We start from the raw sequence: 19,023 nt of genomic DNA, 5'->3' as shown, positions 1-19,023 counted from the left end.
GCACACGACACGCAGGTCAGAACGGATCCGCCGGATATTCGGTCCGCGACATGTCCGCGCCGAGACCGGCCGCGAGGGCGACGATCGCGTTGAGGACGGTCACCACCTCCGTGCGCGGTTCGGAGCGGGTGGTGCGGTGGCGGGCGACGAGGGTGCGGGTGCCGAGGCCGGGCAGCGACACCGCCTTCACCCCCTCCGGGACGGCTTCCCGGACCGCCAGCGCGGGCACGAGCGCGATGCCCAGGCCGCCGGCGACCATCGACAGCGCCACGTTGTAGTCGTAGTAGCTGTGCCCGGGCTCCGCCGCGTCCGGGAACCCGCGGCGGACGCGCTCGGTGGCGGCGTGCGCCGCGGTGTCGGAGTCGACGCCGAGCCAGGTGAGGTGCTCCAGGTCCGCCGTGCTCACCGGGTCCGCCATCCCGGTGGGCAGCACCAGCAGCCAGGGCTCTTCGAGGATCGCGACGTCGCGGATGCCGCGCGCCGGCTTCCCTTGGCCCGCCGAGCTCCGGCCCTCGAGGATGAGCAGGTCGACCGCGCCCTCGCGCAGGGATTGCCGGGCCTTGCCGGTCTCCATCTCGCGGATCACCACTTCCAGCGCGGGGAACTGCTCCCGCAGCTGGTGCACGAGCGGGATCAGCAGCGTCCGGATGACCGACTGGAACGCGGCGATGACCACCGTGCCGGTGACGTCTTCGGCCAGCGCGGCCAGGGCTTTGCGCGCGTCGATGAGTTCGGCCTCGATGTGTTCCGCGGCCTCCGCCAGCACCCGGCCGGCGGGGGTCAGGACGGCGCCGCTCGGCTGGCGGTCGAGCACCGCGGTGCCGGTCGCCTCCTCGAGCCGGGCGATCTGCTGCGACACCGCCGAAGGCGTCAGGTGCAACAGGTCCCCGGCGGCGAGGACGCCGCCGGCGCGGTGCACGGCGAGCAGGACGGCGAGCCGGCGTGGATCGATCTGCATTCAGCGGAGCTTAACCCCCGGAGCAGATAACTTCGATTGCGTTGTACCCCTCAGGCCGGTCACGATGGCGGCATGGAGGAAATGTTGTCCCTGGCCGCCACCGCGGCCGGGTGGCTGGGAGCACTGGGAACCGTCGTCGCCTACGGTCTCGTGTCCCGCCGGAAGGTCGAGCCGAGTTCGGCCGTGTTCCAGTCGCTCAACCTGTCCGGCGCCGCGTTGCTCGCGGTGTCGGCCGCCGCCAGCGGCGCGTGGCCCGCGGTCGCCGCGAACTTCGTCTGGGTCCTGATCAGCGTGCTCGCGTTGATGAGTGCGCGGGGTGTCCTGGGTACCGTCCGCGATCGCCTGCGGCGGACGCGGACGACCTCGGGCGGCTTGGTTCAGAGGTAGCTGACCCCGGCCCATCCCTCGGCCGCCGCCCAGAGCCGCCTGCCGATCACCGGGTCGGCCGCGTCGCGGTTGAGCCGGGCCTCGGTGACGCGGCCGCGGGTCTCCCCCAGTCCGGCCGGCCCGAAGAACTGGCCGCCCCGCACGCCGGGCGCGGTCGCGGCGTACAACTGCGGCAGCGCACCCCGTTCGACCGGCTGGGTGGCCAGCAGGCCGAGCCGCGCGATCACGCGTCCGCGCCGGCCGCGGTGTTCCCAGGCCCGCGGCGTCAGGTTGGTCCGGGTGAGACCGGGGTGGGCCAGCACGCTGACGACGGGCGATCCGGCGGACCGCAGGCGGCGGTCCAGCTCGAGCCCGAAGATCGTGGTGGCGAGCTTGGACCGGCCGTAGGCGGCCGAGGCGCGGTAGCCGCGTTCGAACATCAGGTCGTCGAAGTCGAGGTGCGCGTTCTTGTGGGTGATCGAGCTGAGGCTGACCACGCGGGCTTCCCGGGCCGCGGCGAGGTGGTCGAGCAGCAGGCCGGTCAGGGCGAAGTGGCCCAGCACGTTGGTGGCGAACTGCAGCTCGAAGCCGTCGGCCGAGGTGCGGCGCGGGCCGAGCAGGACCACGCCGGCGTTGTTGACCAGCAGGTCGACCACCGGGTGGTCGACGACCAGCTTGGCGGCGAACGCGCGGACCGAGTCGAGGGAGGCCAGGTCCAGCTCGCGCACCTCGGTGTTGCCGTCGATCCGGCGGGCCGCCTGTTCGCCGGCGGCGGTGTCGCGGACGGCGAGCACGACGTGCGCGCCGTGGCGAGCCAGCTCGGTGGCGGTGACCAGGCCGAGGCCCGAGTTCGCGCCGGTCACGACGGCGACCCGGCCGTGCTGGTCGGGGATGCGGTCGGCGGTCCATCCGGTCATCTGCTGCTCCTGAGGGTGTCGGTGCACTTGTGCCGGCGACGTTAGGAGCGATCCGGCCGACTTCGGTGGGTCTGCGAGAACCACCTTGGGCACCCGCGGAGGGGGGACACTGGTGGCATGAGCAGTCCGCATCCCCACGCTCGCGAGCTCGGTGAATTCCTGCGCGCCCGGCGCACCCGGCTGCGGCCGCACGACGTCGGCCTGGAGCCGGGCGGCCGGCGCAAGGTCACCGGGCTGCGCCGCGAGGAGATGGCGCTGCTGGCCGGGCTGAGCACCGACTACTACCAGCGCATCGAGCAGGGCCGCGACGTCCGCCCGTCCGACACTGTCTTGGCAGCGCTCGCCGGCGCGCTCAGCCTCGGCGAGGAGGAACGCCGTCACCTGTTCGCACTGGGCCACGCCGCCCGCCGGCCGGTGGCCACGCCGGTGAACCGCGAGCCGGAGCGGGTGCCGGACAGCACGCGCCGGCTGCTGCGGGTCACTGACACCCCCGCGGTCGTGCTCGGCAGGCACCTGGACCTGCTCGACTGGAACCCGATGGCCGAGGCGCTGCTCGGCGACCCGGAGGGCTACCCGCCGGACCGGCTGAACATGCTCCTGCTGCTGTTCGACGACGAGCGGACCGGCCGGCGGAGCTGCCCGGACTGGGAGCGGCAGGCGCTGGACTACATCGGCATGCTGCGCACCGCGGTCGCCGCCGACCCCACCCACCCCCGCGCTACCGCGATCGTCGGCGAGCTGAGCATCCGCAGCCCCGAGTTCCGCCGCCTGTGGGCCCGCCACGACGTCCGCGAGTCGGTGCGCGGGACCAAGACGTTCCGGGTGCCCGAGGTGGGCGACATCCTCCTGGACTGGGACACCTATCCCCTGCCCGGCAACCCCGGTCCGGTCATGCTGGTGTTCACCGCCGAGCCGGGCAGCCCCGACGAGGATCGGCTACGGCTCCTGGCCTCGGTGCACGCGTCCCGCTCCGCGCCGGGTCACCCCGGCCGGACGCAGAACTCGGTGCCGTCCGGATCCGCCAGCACGGCGGTGCCGTCGTCGCGGGCGTCGAGCTGAGCGGCGCCGAGGGATGTCAACGCGTCGATCGCCGCCTGCTGATCGCCGTCGGGGAGCAGCTCGAAGCGCTGCCGGTCCGCCGTGCTGTCCCAGGCGTCCCACGCGACTTTCGTGCCGCCGCGCGGTGACTGGATCGCGGTCTGCTCGCCCCGGTCCCACACCAGGGGCCAGCCCAGCGCTTCGCTCCAGAACAGGCCGGCCTGCCGGCTGCCGGCACAGGTGAGCTCACCCAGCGGACCGCACCCGGCGAGGTAGCCGTTGCCGGGCTCGATGACGCAGAACTCGTAGCCCGCCGGATCGGCCAGGACGACGTGCGGCTCCTCGGGCCGCTGGCCGACGTCGAGGTGGCGGCCGCCGAGCTTTACCGCCGTGGCCACCTTGCGCTGCTGGTCGTCGCTGGTCAGGTGCAGGTGCATCCGGTTCGCACCGACCGGGCCCGCGCGGCCCGGTGCGAACCGCAGGCCGAGCTGGGTGTCCGTGCCCGGTAGCAGGAGGCCGCCGGTGTCCTCGAGGATTTCGCGCCCGAGCAGGGCGGCCCAGAAGCGGGCCGGTTCAGCCGGGTCTTCGGCCTCGAAGGTCACCGCCAGCAGTCGGGAAGGCATCACCGGAACGTAGACACCGCCCCGGTGAGGCAGCAAGCCGTTATGGAATCCGCTCAGCCCGGCTGCGCGTGGCGGCGCCCAGCCGCGTCTCGGCGTAGTCGGGCCGTCTCGGCGCCGATGTCGCCCAGCCGGTCGGCCAAACCCGCGTGGTCGCGCTGCAGGTGGCCGCGGACCGCCGCCAGTGGGGGTAGCAAGCCCGCGACGTCGTCCTCGCCCAGGGCCGCGCCCAGCCGGTCGGCGCTCTGGCGGGCTGCCGCGTCCAGGTTGTCCAATGTGGTCACCTGGGCCGCCAGTTGCCGCAGCACCGAAGCGTTGCGGCGGGCCCAGTCCGCCACCGCGCGATCTCCGGCCCGGCGGCCGCGCTCGGCGTCGACCCGGGCCTCGCCGGTCGCCTCGCCCGTCGCTGACGGCTGCAGGCGCAGGAAGCGCCGCTCCGCTGCCTGCCGGCTGGCCACCCCGAGGGCCGGGGCCAAGGCCGTCCAGCTCGCGCCGCCCGCGCGTGCCGCCGCGATCAGCTCCGGCTCCCAGCCGGCGAGCTGCTCCCGCACCGAACGCAACGCGGTCAGCGCTCCCAGCAGGTCTTCGGGCGGCGCGCTGCCGCGCCGGGCGGCGTCGACCACCTCCTGCACGCTCCGCACCACCCCGGCCGGATCACCCTCCGCCATTTTGTCATCCTTTCGACGACTGAAGACTTGTCATCGTTTCGATGACATGTTAGAACAGTGGGGCGTGTTGACACCAGTGCCGACAACCCAGGAGGTGGAACCCATGTTGATGCGCACCGACCCGTTCCGCGAGCTGGACCGGTTCGCCCAGCAGGTCTTCGGCGCCGCGACGCCGGGAACGTGGTCCAAGCCGGCGCCGATGCCGATGGACGCCTACCGCGCCGGCGACGAGTTCGTCGTCTGCTTCGACCTGCCCGGCGTCACCTCCGACGCCATCGAGCTCGACATCGAGCGCAACGTCCTCACCGTCAAGGCCGAACGACGACCCCTCCCCGGCGGTGACGACGTCCGGATGCAGGTCACCGAGCGCCCCCTCGGCGTGTTCTCCCGCCAGCTGTTCCTCGGCGACACCCTCGACACCGACCGCATCTCCGCGAACTACGAAGCCGGGGTGCTGACGCTGCGCATCCCGATCGCCGAGAAAGCCAAGCCGCGCCGCATCGACGTCGCGAGCTCCCGGTCCGACCGGAAGGAAATCCAGGCCTGAGGGCCTCCGCCGCGCGCAGGACCGGTAACCCCGAGCCGGTCCTGCGCGCGGCTCGTGCGAGAAAGGCATCTTCGTGACCGCATCGCTGCACACCCCGGTCGGCCGCTCCCACCCCGCCTTCGTCGCGCTGACCACCTACCTCGCCGACGTCACCGACGCACTGGGCATCGGCCTGGAGTCCTGCACCGTCGACCACGACGCCCCGGTCTCCGCCTACGTCGCCCTCGACGGGCACCTGCCCGCCCACCCGGGGCGCGACATCGCATTGCTGTGGGACGAACGGCACGGCTGGGCCGTCGCGGCCGAGACCCACTCCGGCGAGGACCTCATCGTCGTCCGCCACCTCGGCGGCGCCACCGTCGCCCCGTCACCCGCGCGCGTCGCCCGGTTCGTCGAGGCCTTGCGCGAAGGCGACCACCACATCGGGCTCCTCGATCCGCCCGCCATTCGCATTCCGGCGGGCCTGGCCGAGCTGGACGCCGTCCTCCGGAACCAGATCAGCGGTTAACCGTCCGCTAACCGGGAATGCGGTGGCTTCCGGACGAAAGGACCCCCGCGTGTTCCGTCACACCAAACTCCTGCAGTTCGAAGCCAAGCCCGAGAAGCCCGACCCCGTCTACGCCCACAAGCTCCAAGAACTCATCGGTGGCGCCTTCGGCGAAATGACCGTCACCATGCAATACCTGTTCCAAGGCTGGAACTGCCGCATCGAAGGCAAGTACAAAGACCTGATCATGGACACCGCGACCGAAGAGATCGGGCACGTCGAAATGCTCGCCACCATGGTCGCCCGGCTGCTCGAAGGCGCACCCGCCACCGCGACCGCCGAATCCGTCAAGGACCCCGTGATGGCCGCGGTGATCGGCGGGATGGACCCGCAGCAAGCCATCGTCGCCGGCGGCGGCGCCCTGCCCGCCGACAGCAACGGCTATCCCTGGAACGGCAAGTACATCGTCGCCTCCGGCAACCTGCTCGCCGACTTCCGCGCCAACGCCGCCGCCGAAGCCCAAGGCCGGCTGCAGACCGCCCGGCTCTACAACATGACCGACGACCCCGGCGTGAAGGCGATGCTGCAGTTCAACCTCGCCCGCGACACCGTCCACCAGAAACAGTGGCTCGCCGCCATCGAAGAGCTCAAGGCCGACGGGCTCGAAGACGACATCGCCCCGAACGCCCTGCTCGACGAAGAAGACCAGACCCACAACCACACGATCTGGCACCTCTCCGACGGCCCGGACGGCGCCAAGGGCCGCAGCTGGACCACCGACGCGGGCATCGAGTACCTGATGGACCCGGACCCCCTCGGCGGCCCCGGCACCGCACCGAAGCCGGACCCGGCGCTGTACGGCACCTACGCCCCGTTGCAGGACGCGAAAGGCACGGCCAAGGGCAAAGCCAAGGCAGCCAAGAACAAGCTGACCTGACCGCGGCCGGCCCGGCTCCGGGTGTCCACATCGGACTCCCGGGTCCGGGAACCCGCCGGGTCGAAGTCCGCTCGGCTTGGCTTGAGGCGGAAAGTGGTTTACGGTGGGATGAGCGGTCAAGCATCCGGCCGGATCTGAATCCCCCGCGCTCGGGGCACCAGTTGTCGCGCCGCCGGTTTAAAGCCGCGATCGCACTTCAGCGTTGTACCCCAGGGTGTGGCCAACGAAAGAAGGCCACGATGACCAGCCAGCTCACGGTGCCGACGAGCCCGCACGCCGTCGCACTCCCGGACAGCCTGCGCCTGACGACCCAGCGCGTCGGCGCCACCACCACCATCGAAGTCGCCGGTGACATCGACGCGGCCACCGCACCGCGGCTGCGCGAACTGCTCGCCTGCCGGGCGAGCAGCACCATCGACCGGCTCGTGATCGACCTCTACGACGTCACCTTCATCGGCGCGGCCGGGTTGGCCGCGCTCGAACACGGTTACCTGATGGCCACCGCACGCGGCATCACCTGCACCGTGTGCGGTGACGCCGCCGGGCAGCTGCTGCGCCTCGCCCGGGTGTTCCAGCTGCGTTTCACCGAGACGATGGAAATCGCGGGTCAAGCGCGCAGCGCGTAACGCCGTTCCGCGTAGGCGAGGTCGTCGCGCCAGAGCCGCGCCGCCGTGTGGCGCATGAGCGGGCGGATCGCCGGCGCCAGCTTGGCCGCCACCGCGAAACCGGGCCGCTCGGACGCGGCGATCGTCGCCTCGATCACCGCGGTCCGGGGCCGGCCGTCGGCGCCGGGGCCCAGCGGTGTCGCGTGCGTTTCGACGACGCTGCCGACGCCTTCGCCCTCGACGATGCGCATCACGACCGTGCGCGGCTCGGGACAGACGAACTCGGCCACGACGGGCACGCCCCACCTTCCCGCGAGCCGGAAGGTCACCTCGACCAGGAACCGGTCCTCGTCTTCGGGCACGTCGACACCCCGGGGCGCGGAAAGCACCCGCAGGCGCGCGAAGGAATAGGGGTGGAACCAGGCGCCGTGCCACGGGTCGAGGCGGTTCGCCACGACGTCCTCCGGCTCGCAGACGCCGGTGAGCGTGGCCACGGCGTCGATGCGCGCGCCCGGACCGGGCCGCGCCGGTACTACCGGCCGGTCCGTCGGCTGCTCGCGGCCGATGTCGTCGAGGCGAGCCCAGACGAGCACGCCGTCGTCGTACGCCGGGATCGGTGCCCAGCTGCCGCAGCGATCGCCGCCGAGCCGCAGGCCGTGCCACCGGCACAGCAGCTCGCCCCGGTCGATCCGGGCGTCGGCGAGGGGCGCGCCCAGGTGGGGACACGCACCCGGTCCGACGCGGAGACCTCCGTCCCGGTCCCGCCACGCGACGAGTTCCCGGCCGCCCACGGTTACGCCGAACGGCCGATCGGGCCGCACCGAACGGCTGGCGCCGAGCACGAACCAGTTGCCCGCCGGACGAGCCGACGCTCTCTTGCCCGCGGCCTCGATCAGGGCCGGCGAGCACTCCCGGTAGGTCGGTTCCTGGTGGGCCCACCGCGGCTCGCGAAACGGCTGGACGGGCCACCGCCGCGGCCAGAACCCGGCGACGCGCTGACTGACGTTCACTGATCTATCGTGGACGCAACGCAACGAAAGTGCACGACGGGGCGTCACTCCTCTTTTGGGGGACAGAACGTTTATCCGGACGCCGCTAGGGTACAGGCGACCAGATGCATCGATCGTGCATCGAATGACCGGCGTCAATCGAAGGAGCTCGGATGGCCGTGATCGCCGACGCCGGATCGACCACCGCGTGGCTGGCCGGGCTGCGCCGGAAGTGCGCGGACGACGTGCACGACTTCGTCACCGAACGGGTGCGGGAGCACTTCACCGGACGCGCCGCCACCCCCGCGGCCACCGCGCTTCCGGAGTTCGTCGCGGACGGCAAGTTCCTGCGGCCGCTGTTCGCCTACACCGGCTGGCGCTGCGGTGAGCCGGACGACGAAGCGGCGCTGCGAGCCGCCTCCGCACTCGAACTGCTGCACTGCTTCGCGCTGGCCCAGGACGACGTCATGGACGGCTCCGAACGTCGGCGAGGCCGGCCGGCCCTGCACGTCACGTTCGCCCGCTGGCACGCCGAGGCGGGACTCGGCGGCTCGGCCGCGCGGTTCGGCGAGTCGGCCGCGGTCCTCGCCGGCGACCTGTTCCTCGTCTGGTCCGAGCAGCTGCTCCGCAGCAGCGGCCTGCCCGCCGACGTGCTCGCCCGGGGCTGGCCGGTCTACGACCACCTGCGCTCCGAGCTGGCCGTCGGCCAGCTCGGCGACCTGGTCAACGACGCCCGCGCGCTGCCCTCGTGGGGTGACGTCCTCGACGTCGTCCGCCGCAAGTCGGGCAACTACACCGTGCGCCGCCCACTCGAGTTCGGCGCCGCGCTCGCCGGGTGCGACGAGCGCGTCCGCGCCGCGCTCGGCACGTACGGCGGCCTGGTCGGGGAAGCCTTCCAGTTCCGCGACGACCTGCTCGGGGTGTTCGGCGACCCGGCCGTCACCGGCAAGCCGGTCGGCGACGACCTGCGCGAGCGGAAGGCCTCCACGGTCGTCGTCCTCGCCGCCGAGCTGGCCGACCACTCGCAGCGCGCCGAGCTGGCCGGGCTGCTGGCCCTCGACGTCGTCGACACGGCCGCGGTCGAGCGCTGGCAGCGGCTGATCACCGCGACCGGGGCGCGCGACCAGCTGGAGAAGTTCGCCGACGACCGGGTCCGCCACGCGCTCGAGGTGCTCGACCTGGCCGGTCTGCCCCAGCAACCCGCGGACGCGCTGACCACCCTGGCCCTGCAGTGCACCGAACGGGTCCGATGAGGACGGTCACCGGCCGCACCGACCGGGTGGTGGTCGTCGGAGCCGGGCTCGCCGGGCTCTCGGCGGCCCTGCACCTGGCCGGGCGTGGTCGTTCGGTGGTCGTCGTCGAACGCGATCCCGGCCCGGGCGGGCGAGCCGGGCGCGTGGACCTCGACGGCTACCGGCTCGACACCGGCCCGACGGTGCTGACCATGCCGGAGCTCCTCGGCGACGCCTTCGCCGCGGTGGGCACGGACCTGGCGGACCACGTGCGGCTCACCCGCCTGGAGCCCGCCTACACGGCCCGGTTCGGCGACGGGTCGGTCTTGCCGGTGCACACCGATCCCGAGCGGATGACCGACGCCGTGCGGGACTTCGCCGGCCCCACCGAGGCCGCGGGCTACCGCCGGCTGCGCGACTGGCTGACCCGCCTCTACCGCGCCGAGTTCGACCGGTTCATCGCGGCCAACTTCGACTCGCCGCTCGGCCTGCTCTCCCCCGACCTGGCCCGGCTGGTCGCGCTCGGCGGGTTCCGGCGCCTGGACAACCGGATCGGCGCCTTCCTGACCGACGAACGCCTCAAGCGCGTCTTCACCTTCCAAGCGTTGTACGCGGGGGAATCGCCGATGCGGGCCCTCGCGCTGTACGCGGTCATTTCCTACATGGACACGGTCGGCGGCGTCTACTTCCCCGACGGCGGCATGGCGGCCGTCCCGCAGGCCATGGCCCGGGCCGCCACCGACGCCGGCGTCGAGTTCCGCTTCGGCGCGTCCGTGACGGCGCTCGAACGCCGTGGCACGCGGGTCACGGCCGTGCACACAAGCGACGGCGAGCGGATCGAAGCCGACGCCGTCGTCCTGACCACCGAACCGCACGAGAGCTACCGGCTGCTCGGCCGGGCCCCACGGCGTCCCGTTCCGCTGCGCGCGGCGCCATCGGCATTGGTTCTGCACGCGGGCGGCCACGCGGATCACCCGATCGGGCACCACACGATCTCCTTCGGGGAAGGCTGGGCCTCGACGTTCCGCGAGCTGATCACCGACGGACGGCGGATGAGCGACCCGTCCCTGCTGATCACCCGCCCGACGGCGACCGACCCGTCGCTGGCCCCGCCGGGCAAGGAACTGTTCTCGATCCTGGCGCCGGTGCCGAACCTCGACCGCGGGCCCCGCGACTGGGACGCCGAAGCCGGGCCCTACGCCGACGAGGTCCTCGAGCACGTCCGGTCCCGGCTGCTGCCCGGCTTCACCCCCGAGGTGTCCTACGTCCTGAGCCCGGCGGACTGGCAGCGGCGCGGGCTGGTGGCGGGGACGCCGTTCAGCTACGCGCACTCGTTCGGCCAAACCGGGCCGTTCCGGCCCCGGAACCTGCCGCCCGGCACGGAAAACGTGGTGCTCGCCGGCGGCGGGACCGTGCCCGGCGTCGGCGTCCCGACGGTCCTGATCTCCGGCCGGCTCGCCGCGGACCGGATCACCGGCACCCGCCGCACCGCCGGCCGCACCATGGAGGGAGCCCGATGACGAGCCGTGAGCTCGACGCCGCCGGCATCACCGATCCGGGGCTGCGGCAGGCCTACCAGCGTTGCCGGGAGGTCAACGCCCGGCACGGCCGGACCTACTTCCTCGCCACGCGCATGCTCTCCCCCGCGCAACGCCCGGCCGTCCACGCCCTCTACGCGTTCGCGCGACGGCTCGACGACCTCGTCGACGAACCCGAGCCCGGCGCCACGCCGGAGTCGATCGCCGCCACCCTGCACGACGTCGAACGGCGGTTCTTCGCCGAACTCGCCGCCGGCCACAGTGACGACCCGCTGCTCACCGCCGTGCTCGACACGGTGGCCCGCTACGAAATCTCCGAGCCGCACTTCCGCGCGTTCTTCGCGTCCATGCGGATGGACCTTTCGGTCACCGGCTACCCGACCCGGTCCGCGCTCGACGAATACGTCCACGGGTCGGCCGAGGTGATCGGGCTGCAGGTGCTGCCGGTGCTCGGCACCGTCGTCGCCCGCGCGGACGCGGCCCCGCGGGCCGCCGCGCTCGGCAAGGCGTTCCAGCTGACCAACTTCCTGCGTGACGTCGCCGAGGACCTCGACCGCGGCCGGGTGTACCTGCCGGCCGACGAGCTCGCCGCGGCCGGCGTCGACCGGGACCGGCTGCGGTGGTGCGCCCGGACGCGGCAGCTGGACTCCGCGGTGCGGCGGGCCCTCGTCGAGCAGGTCGAGCGGACCCGCCGGATCTACGCCGAGGCCCGGCCGGGCATCGCGATGCTGCACCCGGCGTCCCGGCCGTGCGTGGCGACGGCGTTCACGCTCTACGGCGGCATTCTCGACCGCATCGAGGCCGCGGGCTTCAACGTCTTCGCCGGGCGTGCCCGGGTACCCCGGTACCGCCGGGCGCTCGCGGCCGGCGACGCGCTCGTCCGGGCCCAGTGGGCGCGCCGCCGTCATCCGGTGGCGGTGGCCTGACGTGGGCAAGCTGGAGTACCTGCTCGTCCTCGCCGCCTGTGTCGTCGTCACGCTGCCGCTGGAACTGGCGGGCGCTCGCGTCTGGCGGCGGCCGCGGCGGCTGGCGCGGGCCGTGCTGCCGGTCGCGGGGGTGTTCCTGGTCTGGGACGCCGTCGCGATCGCCGCCGGCGTGTGGGACTTCGCCCCGGAGTTCGTCATCGGGGTGCGGGCGCCGCTGGGGATCCCGCTCGAGGAAGTGCTGTTCTTCGTCGTGGTCCCGGTGTGCGGGCTGCTGACCCACGAAGCCGTGCAGCTGACCGGCAAGGTCCTCGCGCGGCTGCTCCGGCGCCGGGAGCGGGTGTCGCGCTGATGCCCTGGGGTTACACGGTTCCCGCCGTCGCCGCCGTGCTCGTCGTGGTCGCCGCCGAACTGCTCGTCCTGCGCACCGGCCTGCTGCGCCGGCCGTCCTACTGGGTCACGATGGCCATCGTGACCGCGTTCCAGGTCCCGGTGGACGGCTGGCTGACGAAGCTGTCCGCCCCGATCGTCCGGTACTCCCCCGAAGGCATCACCGGGTGGCGGTTCCCCTGGGACATCCCGGTCGAGGACTTCCTGTTCGGCTACGCCATGGTCACCGCCGTCCTGCTGCTGTGGGAGCGCGGGAAGTCGCCAAAGGAGAGTGCATGAGCCCGTTGACCCGTAACGGTTTGCCGCGCGCGGAGGTGCCGTCGGCGTTCGACAGCGGCGCCGCGGCCTACGACCGGCTCGTCGGCGCCAACCCGGGTTACCACCACCACCTCCGGATCTCGGCCCGGCGCCTCGGCCCGGCCCCCGGCTCACGGGTCCTCGACGCCGGGTGCGGCACCGGCGCGTCGACCGCCGCGCTGCTGCGGGTCGCGCCCGGCGCGCGCGTCACCGCGATCGACGCGTCCGCCGAGATGCTGGCCCAGGCGCGGGCGAAACGATGGCCGGCGGGCGTCGAGTTCGTCCACACGCCCGTGGAGGACCTGACGGCCGACGAGCCGTTCGACGCAATCTTCGCCGCCTACCTGGTGCGCAACCTCGACGATCCCGACGCTCAGCTGGCGAAGTTGTACGGGCTGCTGCGCCCGGGTGGGCGCATCGCGCTGCACGAGTATTCGGTGCGGGACTCGCGGCGCGCCCGCTGGGTGTGGAACGCGGTGTGCGGCGCCGTCGTCATCCCGCTGGGGCGGCTCGCCACCGGCGACGCGACGCTGTACCGGCACCTGCGCCGCAGCGTCGTCGCCTTCGACGGCGTCGGCGACCTCTGCGCGCGCCTCACGCGCGCCGGGTTCACCGACGTCCGCACGGGCACCATGCCCGGCTGGTCGCGCGGGATCGTCCACACCGTCCTGGGCACCCGCCCGTGAGCCGCGACCGCCGCGCCGAACTCCACCCCGCCCCCGCCGGGCTCCCCGATGCCGGGACGCTCGACCGCCGACCCCGCGTCGCCGTCGTCGGGGGCGGCATCGCCGGGCTCACCGCCGCGACCGGCCTGGTCGAGCGGGGCGTCGAGGTCACGGTGTTCGAGCGCGAGCAGTACCTCGGCGGGCGGGTCGGCGGTTGGACCGAGCGGCTGCCGGACGGCACCGAGGTCACCATGAGCCGCGGCTTCCACGCGTTCTTCCGCCAGTACTACAACCTCCGCGCGCTGCTCGCCCGCACCGACCCGGGCCTGCGGCGGCTCACGGCGGTGCCGGACTACCCGCTGGTCGACGCGCTCGGCCGCACGGACACCTTCGCCGGGCTGCCGCGCACCCCGCCGTTGAACGCGCTCGCGTTCGCCTTGCGCAGCCCCACTTTCCGGGCCCGCGACCTGCTGCGCCTCGACGGACGGCGGGCGCTGCCCCTGGCCGGCGTCGGCGTCCCCCGCGTCTACGAGCAGCTCGACCACGTCGACGCGGCCACGTTCCTCGCCGCGATCAACTTCCCCGCCGCGGCCCGGCACCTGGCGTTCGACGTGTTCTCCCGCAGCTTCTTCGCCGACCCCGGCGAGCTGTCCGCGGCCGAGCTGGCGACGATGTTCCACCTGTACTTCCTCGGCTCGGCCGAAGGGCTGCTCTTCGACGTCCCCACCGAGCCGTTCCCCCAGGCGCTGTGGGATCCCTTGGGCGACTACCTTTCCGCCCGGCGCGCCGACATCCGCACCGGGGAGTCGGTCACGGCCGTCGAGCTTCGCCCCGGCGGTTTCCTCGTCGACGGCGAGTTCTTCGACGCCGTCGTCCTCGCGTGCGATGTGCCTGGCCTGCAACGGATCGTGAGCGGCTCACCCGGCCTGGGCACCGAGGACTGGCGTGCCGCGGTGGCCCGGCTGCGCACGGCCCCGCCGTTCGTCGTCCGGCGGCTGTGGCTCGACCGGCCCGTGGACGCGGCCCGGCCGGCCTTCCTCGGCACCGGCGGGCTGCGGCCGTTGGACAACATCAGCGTCCTCGACCGGTACGAAGGGGAAGCACGCCGGTGGGCCCAGCGGCACCACGGCTCGGTCGTCGAACTGCACGCCTACGCCGCCGGCGACGACACCGACCGCGTCGCGCAGGACTTGGACCAGCTCCTGCACCGGCTCTACCCCGAGACCGCCGACGCGCGGGTGGTCGGCTCGATCACCCTCGAGCGGGCGGACTGCCCGCTGTTCCCGGTCGGCGGCTTCACCCACCGGCCGACCGTCGAGACGCCCCAGCCCGGCTTGGTCCTGGCCGGCGACGCGATCCGGATCGACCTGCCGGTGGCGCTCATGGAACGCGCGGCGACCACGGGCTGGACCGCCGCGAACACCCTGCTGCGCCAATGGGGCCTGGCGGGCCACCCGATCCGGTCAGTGCCCAACCACGGGCGGATCCGGGTCCTCGACCGTCTCAACGCCGGCGCCGCTGGAGCGCGGTCGTGAGTGAAAAAGAGGGTTAGAACCCTCTTTTTCACTCACGACCGTCTGGGGCGTGCGGTGCCAGGGCCGCGGTGAACCGTGTCGCGACCTCCGCGACCGCGGCACGCAGCTCGGCTCCGCCCTCGACGCGGAACGCGAACGGGATGGCCGCCAGCCACTCCTGCGCGTACATCGCCGGATTGTTCGTGCTGCCGACGAGCACGCACCCGTCCGCCGCGGGGTACAGCCGTCCCATGGGTGGCCGGATCCAGGGCGCCACCTCGGTCAGCGGGGCGTCGAACACCACCCGGGTGGGGAACTCCCAGCCCGTGCCCAGGTTCTCCTCCAGCGCCGCGACCGGGTCGAGGTCCTCGGGGGGCTCGAACTCGTGCGGGGTCTGCCCCACGGCGTGGACCCGGTCGACCCGGTAGGTGCGGATCGCGTCCGCCCGGTGGGAATGGCACAGCAGGTACCAGCGCCCGTGGCGGACCACTACCGCCCACGGGTCCACCTCGCCTCCCACGCGTTGCCGCTCTCGCTGCGGTACGCGATCACCACCCGGCGCCTGGCCGCGACGGCGGCGACGAGGGCGCTGGTCGTGGCGGGGTCCGGGTGGGCCGAGTGCCGGTCGGGCGCCGCTGTGGCGTGCTCGCGCAAGGCGGCTGCCTGCCGTCCGACGCCCTCGGGCAGCGCCTCGATGACCTTGCCGAGCGCGGCGTTCACCGGGTCGTCGGCCTCGGTGGCGGCGGGCTGGCCGTCGAGCACCGCCATGACCAGGCCCAGCGCCTCGGCCTGGGTGAACACGATCGGCGGCAGCCGCGTCCCGCGCCGGAGCCGGTAGCCGCCGTGCGGGCCCCGGGTCGACTCGACCGGGATGCCGGCCTCCCGGAGGATCCCGACGTAGCGGCGGGCGGCGCGCTCGGTGACACCCAGCCGCTCGGCGAGCTGGTCGGCCGTCGTGCCGGGCCGCGCCTGGAGGACCTCCAGGGCGCGCAGGGCCCGGGCGGTCGGGCTGAGCTCACTCGGCACCCGGGCAGGCTAGGTGATCGCATCGGGAACCGGAAGCGGACTGTCCGGAATGGCCTCTAGCGTGAGCCCGGACCGCACGGGAGAAAGAGACTCGCTCATGGACATCCTGCTCATCGCCGGCCTGTGGCTCGACGGATCCGCCTGGGACGGCGTGGCGTCCGAGCTCCGGTCGCGCGGCCACAGGCCGGTACCGCTGACCTTGCCCGGCCAGGGCGACGGCGCCACGTCCGCCACCCTCGACGACCAGCTGGCGACCGTGCTCGCCGCGGTCGACGCGACCGCCGGCAAACCCGTGGTGGTCGGGCACTCGGCCGCGACCACCCTGGCCTGGCTGGCCGCGGACGCGCGTCCGGACAAGGTCGCCGCGGTCGTCCTCGTCGGCGGCTTCCCCACCTCCGACGGGAAGCCGTACGCGGACTTCTTCGAAATCCGGGACGGCGTCATGCCGTTCCCCGGCTGGGAACCGTTCGAGGGCCCGGACTCGGCCGACCTGGACGCCGACGCGCCTTCGCCGCCGCCGCGATCCCCGTCCCGGCGGGCGTGGCCACCGGCGTCGTGCGGCTGACCGACGAGCGGCGCTTCGACGTGCCGGTGGTGGTCGTGTGCCCCGAGTTCACCCCGGCCCAGGCCCAGGAGTGGATCAGCGCCGGCGACGCGCCCGAACTCGCGCGCGTCAAGCACCTCGAGTTCCTGGACCTCGACTCCGGCCACTGGCCGACGCACACCCAGCCGGCCGAACTCGCCCGGGTGCTCGCGGCGGTGGCCGGCACCGCTTGACCGGGCGCCGTCAGCGGAACTCGGGCAGGACGTGCTCCTGCCAGCCCCGGAGGAACCCTTCGTGGTCGGACCCGACCTGCTGGACGTAGATCTCGTCGACGCCGGCGTCGACGTACTGACGCACCCGCTCGGCGTGGGCCTTCGGGTCGTCGCCGCAGACGATCGCCTCCGCGACGTCCTCGCGCGGGACGAACTTCGTCGCGGCCTCGAAGTCCTCGGGGCGCGGCAGGATCTGCGCCAGCTGGCCGGGCAGGGCGTCGTTGGCCCACAGGCGGTGGGCCCGGTCGATCGCGGCTTCGGTGTCGGCGTCCCAGCAGACCTTCATCCCGGCCTGCACGGGCTTGCCGCCGCCGCCGGACTCGCGGAAGGTCCGCACGAGATCGCCGTCGGGCGACACCGTGCAGTAGCCGTCGCCGATCCGCCCGGCCAGCTCGGTCGCCTGCGGGCCGAACCCGGACACGTAGATCGGCACCGGCTCGGCGGGCATCGTGTAGATCCGCGCGTCCTGCACCTCGTAGTGCACGCCGTGGTGGCTCACGGACTCGCCGCGCGCGCCCGCCGCGTGCAGCAGGCGGATCACCTCCACGGCTTCCTCCAGCATCTCCAGCCGCTGCCCGACGGAAGGCCAGGCGTCGCCGAGGACGTGCTCGTTGAGCGCCTCCCCCGAGCCGACGCCCAGCACGAACTTCCCCTTCAGCTGGACGGCGGCGGTGGCCGCGGCCTGCGCGAGCACCGCCGGGTGGATCCGGACGGTCGGGCACGTCACCGCCGTCGTGACCGGCAGGGAGACGGCCTCCGACAGCGCGCCGATCACCGACCAGACGAACGGGCTCTGGCCCTGCGCGTCGTTCCACGGGTGGAAGTGGTCGGAGATCCACAGCCGCTCGAAGCCCGCTCGCTCGGCCGCGCGGGCCTGGGCGACGAGCTCGTGCGGGCCGTACTGCTCGCAGGACAGGAAGTAGCCGATCGACGTCATGGCCGCCGGGTACCCCACCGTCCCGGCCACACACGCGCGGTTTGCGCCTGATCGCCGCCGGGCACTCGCGGCGCGAGGTGATCGACGTGGTGAAAACCGATGTCCCGGCCCGGATGGACCGGCTGCCCTGGTCGTCCTGGCACTGGCTGATGCTCGTGGGGCTGGGCACGGTGTGGATCCTCGACGGCCTCGAGGTGACCATCGTCAGCGCGTTGTCCGACCGGCTGACCGAGCCCGGCAGCGGACTGGTGCTGACCGAGACGCAGATCGGCCTGGCGACGTCGTGCTACGTCACCGGCGCGGTCTGCGGCTCGCTGGTGTTCGGCTACCTCACCGACCGCTGGGGCCGCAAACGCCTGTTCCTGCTGACGCTCGGCCTGTACCTGCTCGCCACGGTGCTGACGGCGTTCTCCTTCGCGCCGTGGTGGTTCTTCCTCATGCGGTTCCTCACCGGCGCCGGCATCGGCGGCGAGTACGCGGCCATCAACTCCGCGATCGACGAGATGGTGCCGGCCCGCCGGCGCGCGACGGTCAGCTTGGCCGTCAACGGCTCGTACTGGTTCGGCGCGGCCGGCGGCGCGGCGCTGAGCCTGGTGCTGCTCGACGCCGAACTGATCCCGGCGTGGCTGGGCTGGCGCCTGGCCTTCGGGCTCGGCGCGGTGCTGGGCCTGCTGATCCTGATCGTCCGCCGGACCGTGCCGGAGAGCCCGCGCTGGCTGTTCACCCACGGCCGCAACGACGAAGCCGACAAAGTCGTCTCCGGCATCGAACAGCGCGTCGAAGAGACGACCGGCCGGCGGCTCGACCCGGTCGAGGACACCATCGAAGTCCGGGAACGCACCCGCACCAGCCTGACCGAGGTCGCGGTGACCCTGGTGCGCAGCTATCCCCGGCGGACGCTGCTCGGGCTCGCGCTGTTCGTGGGGCAGGCGTTCCTCTACAACGCCGTGTACTTCACCCAAGGCCTGGTGCTGAGCCGGTTCTTCGGCGTCTCCAGCGGCTCGGTGGGTCTCTACCTCGTGCCGCTGGCGCTGGGCAGCTTCGCCGGTCCCTTGATCCTCGCGCGGTTCTTCGACTCGGTCGGCCGGCGCCCGATGATCGTCACCAGTTACGTCGGGTCCGGGGTGCTGCTCGTCGGGACCGGGCTGCTGTTCCAGGCGGGCGTGCTTTCGGCGCTCACATTGACGCTCGCGTGGTGCGCGGTGTTCTTCCTGGCGTCGGCGGGCGCGAGTTCGGCGTACCTGACGGTGTCGGAGATCTTCCCCCTGGAAGTGCGGGCGCTGGCGATCGCGATCTTCTACTCGGTGGGTACGGGTCTCGGCGGGATCGTCGGGCCGGTGCTGTTCGGCAGCCTGGTCGAGACCGGCGTCATCGGCAACGTCGCGTTCGGCTACTACCTGGGCGCGGGGATGATGATCGCGGGCGGCCTCGCCGAAGCGGTGCTGGGTGTGCGGGCCGAGCGGCGATCGCTGGAGTCGATCGCGAAGCCGTTGTCCGCGCAGCCGGCCACCTAGCTCCGGTTCGGGCCGCCGATGCCGGGTAACCGGCGTGAC

Annotated in this window: 24 protein-coding genes; 16 read left to right on the top strand and 8 right to left on the bottom strand. The window is 73.1% G+C overall.

Annotated elements, in window-relative coordinates; translation table 11 throughout:
* Positions 1–16: 16 nt before the first annotated feature.
* The gene (locus tag SD460_RS21155; RefSeq protein ID WP_290056550.1) at positions 17–958 is read right to left on the bottom strand and encodes a LysR family transcriptional regulator; all 942 of its coding nucleotides are present in this window, start codon (positions 956–958) and stop codon (positions 17–19) included.
* 72 nt (positions 959–1,030) lie between these two features.
* On the opposite strand from SD460_RS21155, the gene SD460_RS21150 reads away from it, so the two are divergent.
* The gene (locus tag SD460_RS21150) at positions 1,031–1,345 is read left to right on the top strand and encodes a CBU_0592 family membrane protein (RefSeq protein WP_290056549.1); all 315 of its coding nucleotides are present in this window, start codon (positions 1,031–1,033) and stop codon (positions 1,343–1,345) included.
* On the opposite strand, the gene SD460_RS21145 is transcribed toward SD460_RS21150, so the two are convergent.
* Positions 1,336–2,241 (bottom strand): oxidoreductase, encoded by a 906-nt coding sequence (locus tag SD460_RS21145; protein ID WP_318306588.1) that lies wholly within the window; start codon positions 2,239–2,241, stop codon positions 1,336–1,338. The genes SD460_RS21150 and SD460_RS21145 overlap by 10 nt on opposite strands.
* Positions 2,242–2,358: 117 nt before the next feature.
* Here SD460_RS21145 and SD460_RS21140 point away from each other — a divergent pair, with 117 nt between their 5' ends.
* On the top strand, positions 2,359–3,300 hold the full coding sequence (locus SD460_RS21140; RefSeq protein WP_290056547.1) for a helix-turn-helix transcriptional regulator: 942 nt from the start codon (positions 2,359–2,361) through the stop codon (positions 3,298–3,300).
* Here the strand turns inward: SD460_RS21140 and SD460_RS21135 are convergent.
* Both SD460_RS21135 and SD460_RS21130 read right to left on the bottom strand, forming a co-directional pair.
* A complete protein-coding gene (locus tag SD460_RS21135) occupies positions 3,222–3,902 on the bottom strand; it encodes a VOC family protein (protein WP_290056546.1) in 681 nt (226 codons plus the stop codon). The genes SD460_RS21140 and SD460_RS21135 overlap by 79 nt on opposite strands.
* Positions 3,903–3,955: 53 nt before the next feature.
* Positions 3,956–4,567 carry an HSP18 transcriptional regulator gene (locus SD460_RS21130; protein ID WP_290056545.1) on the bottom strand — a complete coding sequence of 204 codons (612 nt, stop codon included), beginning with the start codon at positions 4,565–4,567 and terminating at the stop codon, positions 3,956–3,958.
* A 103-nt stretch (positions 4,568–4,670) separates the two neighbouring features.
* Between SD460_RS21130 and SD460_RS21125 the strand changes: the two genes are divergently transcribed.
* The 4 genes from SD460_RS21125 (at position 4,671) to SD460_RS21110 (ending at position 7,164) form a co-directional block, all read left to right on the top strand.
* A complete protein-coding gene (locus SD460_RS21125) occupies positions 4,671–5,114 on the top strand; it encodes an Hsp20/alpha crystallin family protein (protein ID WP_290056544.1) in 444 nt (147 codons plus the stop codon).
* 73 nt (positions 5,115–5,187) lie between these two features.
* Positions 5,188–5,622 (top strand): DUF6292 family protein, encoded by a 435-nt coding sequence (locus tag SD460_RS21120; RefSeq protein ID WP_290056543.1) that lies wholly within the window; start codon positions 5,188–5,190, stop codon positions 5,620–5,622.
* Between the two features lie 49 nt (positions 5,623–5,671).
* Positions 5,672–6,538 carry a manganese catalase gene (locus SD460_RS21115; RefSeq protein ID WP_290056542.1) on the top strand — a complete coding sequence of 289 codons (867 nt, stop codon included), beginning with the start codon at positions 5,672–5,674 and terminating at the stop codon, positions 6,536–6,538.
* Between the two features lie 239 nt (positions 6,539–6,777).
* Positions 6,778–7,164: an STAS domain-containing protein gene (locus SD460_RS21110; protein WP_290056541.1), complete on the top strand. Its 387-nt coding sequence runs from the start codon at positions 6,778–6,780 to the stop codon at positions 7,162–7,164.
* On the opposite strand, the gene SD460_RS21105 is transcribed toward SD460_RS21110, so the two are convergent.
* Positions 7,146–8,153, bottom strand: a complete 1,008-nt coding sequence (locus SD460_RS21105; RefSeq protein ID WP_290056540.1) for a Rieske (2Fe-2S) protein — start codon at positions 8,151–8,153, stop codon at positions 7,146–7,148. The genes SD460_RS21110 and SD460_RS21105 overlap by 19 nt on opposite strands.
* 152 nt (positions 8,154–8,305) lie before the next feature.
* Between SD460_RS21105 and SD460_RS21100 the strand changes: the two genes are divergently transcribed.
* From SD460_RS21100 to SD460_RS21070, 7 genes are read left to right on the top strand one after another with little or no spacing between them, the layout of a single operon-like run.
* Entirely contained in the window at positions 8,306–9,385 is a 1,080-nt protein-coding gene (locus SD460_RS21100; protein ID WP_290056539.1) for a polyprenyl synthetase family protein, read from the top strand.
* Positions 9,382–10,884 carry a phytoene desaturase family protein gene (gene crtI / locus SD460_RS21095; RefSeq protein WP_290056538.1) on the top strand — a complete coding sequence of 501 codons (1,503 nt, stop codon included), beginning with the start codon at positions 9,382–9,384 and terminating at the stop codon, positions 10,882–10,884. Before SD460_RS21100 ends, crtI begins: the two co-directional genes overlap by 4 nt.
* Positions 10,881–11,828 (top strand): phytoene/squalene synthase family protein, encoded by a 948-nt coding sequence (locus SD460_RS21090; RefSeq protein WP_318306587.1) that lies wholly within the window; start codon positions 10,881–10,883, stop codon positions 11,826–11,828. The genes crtI and SD460_RS21090 overlap by 4 nt, the downstream gene beginning before the upstream one ends.
* 1 nt (position 11,829) lies before the next feature.
* Positions 11,830–12,177: a lycopene cyclase domain-containing protein gene (locus tag SD460_RS21085; protein WP_290056536.1), complete on the top strand. Its 348-nt coding sequence runs from the start codon at positions 11,830–11,832 to the stop codon at positions 12,175–12,177.
* Positions 12,177–12,494: a lycopene cyclase domain-containing protein gene (locus SD460_RS21080; protein ID WP_438860616.1), complete on the top strand. Its 318-nt coding sequence runs from the start codon at positions 12,177–12,179 to the stop codon at positions 12,492–12,494. Before SD460_RS21085 ends, SD460_RS21080 begins: the two co-directional genes overlap by 1 nt.
* Complete coding sequence (locus tag SD460_RS21075; RefSeq protein WP_318306586.1) at positions 12,491–13,198, top strand: class I SAM-dependent methyltransferase; 708 nt, start codon at positions 12,491–12,493, stop codon at positions 13,196–13,198. The genes SD460_RS21080 and SD460_RS21075 overlap by 4 nt, the downstream gene beginning before the upstream one ends.
* Positions 13,195–14,712: a hydroxysqualene dehydroxylase gene (locus tag SD460_RS21070; RefSeq protein ID WP_290056534.1), complete on the top strand. Its 1,518-nt coding sequence runs from the start codon at positions 13,195–13,197 to the stop codon at positions 14,710–14,712. Before SD460_RS21075 ends, SD460_RS21070 begins: the two co-directional genes overlap by 4 nt.
* A gap of 28 nt (positions 14,713–14,740) precedes the next feature.
* Here the strand turns inward: SD460_RS21070 and SD460_RS21065 are convergent, their stop codons facing one another.
* Both SD460_RS21065 and SD460_RS21060 read right to left on the bottom strand, forming a co-directional pair.
* The gene (locus SD460_RS21065) at positions 14,741–15,199 is read right to left on the bottom strand and encodes a helix-turn-helix transcriptional regulator (RefSeq protein WP_318306585.1); all 459 of its coding nucleotides are present in this window, start codon (positions 15,197–15,199) and stop codon (positions 14,741–14,743) included.
* On the bottom strand, positions 15,181–15,717 hold the full coding sequence (locus tag SD460_RS21060) for a helix-turn-helix transcriptional regulator (protein ID WP_290056532.1): 537 nt from the start codon (positions 15,715–15,717) through the stop codon (positions 15,181–15,183). The genes SD460_RS21065 and SD460_RS21060 overlap by 19 nt, the downstream gene beginning before the upstream one ends.
* A gap of 97 nt (positions 15,718–15,814) precedes the next feature.
* On the opposite strand from SD460_RS21060, the gene SD460_RS21055 reads away from it, so the two are divergent.
* Complete coding sequence (locus tag SD460_RS21055) at positions 15,815–16,282, top strand: alpha/beta fold hydrolase (RefSeq protein WP_290056531.1); 468 nt, start codon at positions 15,815–15,817, stop codon at positions 16,280–16,282.
* Positions 16,258–16,494: a hypothetical protein gene (locus SD460_RS21050; RefSeq protein WP_290056530.1), complete on the top strand. Its 237-nt coding sequence runs from the start codon at positions 16,258–16,260 to the stop codon at positions 16,492–16,494. The genes SD460_RS21055 and SD460_RS21050 overlap by 25 nt, the downstream gene beginning before the upstream one ends.
* 10 nt (positions 16,495–16,504) lie before the next feature.
* Here the strand turns inward: SD460_RS21050 and SD460_RS21045 are convergent, their stop codons facing one another.
* The gene (locus SD460_RS21045) at positions 16,505–17,470 is read right to left on the bottom strand and encodes a TIGR03557 family F420-dependent LLM class oxidoreductase (protein WP_290056529.1); all 966 of its coding nucleotides are present in this window, start codon (positions 17,468–17,470) and stop codon (positions 16,505–16,507) included.
* An 86-nt stretch (positions 17,471–17,556) separates the two neighbouring features.
* On the opposite strand from SD460_RS21045, the gene SD460_RS21040 reads away from it, so the two are divergent.
* Complete coding sequence (locus tag SD460_RS21040; RefSeq protein ID WP_318306584.1) at positions 17,557–18,984, top strand: MFS transporter; 1,428 nt, start codon at positions 17,557–17,559, stop codon at positions 18,982–18,984.
* Positions 18,985–19,023 lie beyond the last annotated feature (39 nt).

Source organism: Amycolatopsis solani (assembly GCF_033441515.1).
Taxonomy (GTDB): Bacteria; Actinomycetota; Actinomycetes; order Mycobacteriales; family Pseudonocardiaceae; genus Amycolatopsis; species Amycolatopsis solani.
The sequence above is the reverse complement of the archived record's forward strand: the minus strand, read 5'-3'. Positions and strand labels throughout refer to the sequence as shown.

Bases quoted from the DNA above. Each gene is read 5' to 3' on its own strand.
- SD460_RS21155 (WP_290056550.1), bottom strand. From the start codon at position 958: ATGCAGATCGATCCACGCCGGCTCGCCGTCCTGCTCGCCGTGCACCGC.
- SD460_RS21150 (WP_290056549.1), top strand. From the start codon at position 1,031: ATGGAGGAAATGTTGTCCCTGGCCGCCACCGCGGCCGGGTGGCTGGGA.
- SD460_RS21145 (WP_318306588.1), bottom strand. From the start codon at position 2,241: ATGACCGGATGGACCGCCGACCGCATCCCCGACCAGCACGGCCGGGTC.
- SD460_RS21140 (WP_290056547.1), top strand. From the start codon at position 2,359: ATGAGCAGTCCGCATCCCCACGCTCGCGAGCTCGGTGAATTCCTGCGC.
- SD460_RS21135 (WP_290056546.1), bottom strand. From the start codon at position 3,902: ATGCCTTCCCGACTGCTGGCGGTGACCTTCGAGGCCGAAGACCCGGCT.
- SD460_RS21130 (WP_290056545.1), bottom strand. From the start codon at position 4,567: ATGGCGGAGGGTGATCCGGCCGGGGTGGTGCGGAGCGTGCAGGAGGTG.
- SD460_RS21125 (WP_290056544.1), top strand. From the start codon at position 4,671: ATGTTGATGCGCACCGACCCGTTCCGCGAGCTGGACCGGTTCGCCCAG.
- SD460_RS21110 (WP_290056541.1), top strand. From the start codon at position 6,778: ATGACCAGCCAGCTCACGGTGCCGACGAGCCCGCACGCCGTCGCACTC.
- SD460_RS21100 (WP_290056539.1), top strand. From the start codon at position 8,306: ATGGCCGTGATCGCCGACGCCGGATCGACCACCGCGTGGCTGGCCGGG.
- crtI (WP_290056538.1), top strand. From the start codon at position 9,382: ATGAGGACGGTCACCGGCCGCACCGACCGGGTGGTGGTCGTCGGAGCC.
- SD460_RS21090 (WP_318306587.1), top strand. From the start codon at position 10,881: ATGACGAGCCGTGAGCTCGACGCCGCCGGCATCACCGATCCGGGGCTG.
- SD460_RS21080 (WP_438860616.1), top strand. From the start codon at position 12,177: ATGCCCTGGGGTTACACGGTTCCCGCCGTCGCCGCCGTGCTCGTCGTG.
- SD460_RS21075 (WP_318306586.1), top strand. From the start codon at position 12,491: ATGAGCCCGTTGACCCGTAACGGTTTGCCGCGCGCGGAGGTGCCGTCG.
- SD460_RS21055 (WP_290056531.1), top strand. From the start codon at position 15,815: ATGGACATCCTGCTCATCGCCGGCCTGTGGCTCGACGGATCCGCCTGG.
- SD460_RS21045 (WP_290056529.1), bottom strand. From the start codon at position 17,470: ATGACGTCGATCGGCTACTTCCTGTCCTGCGAGCAGTACGGCCCGCAC.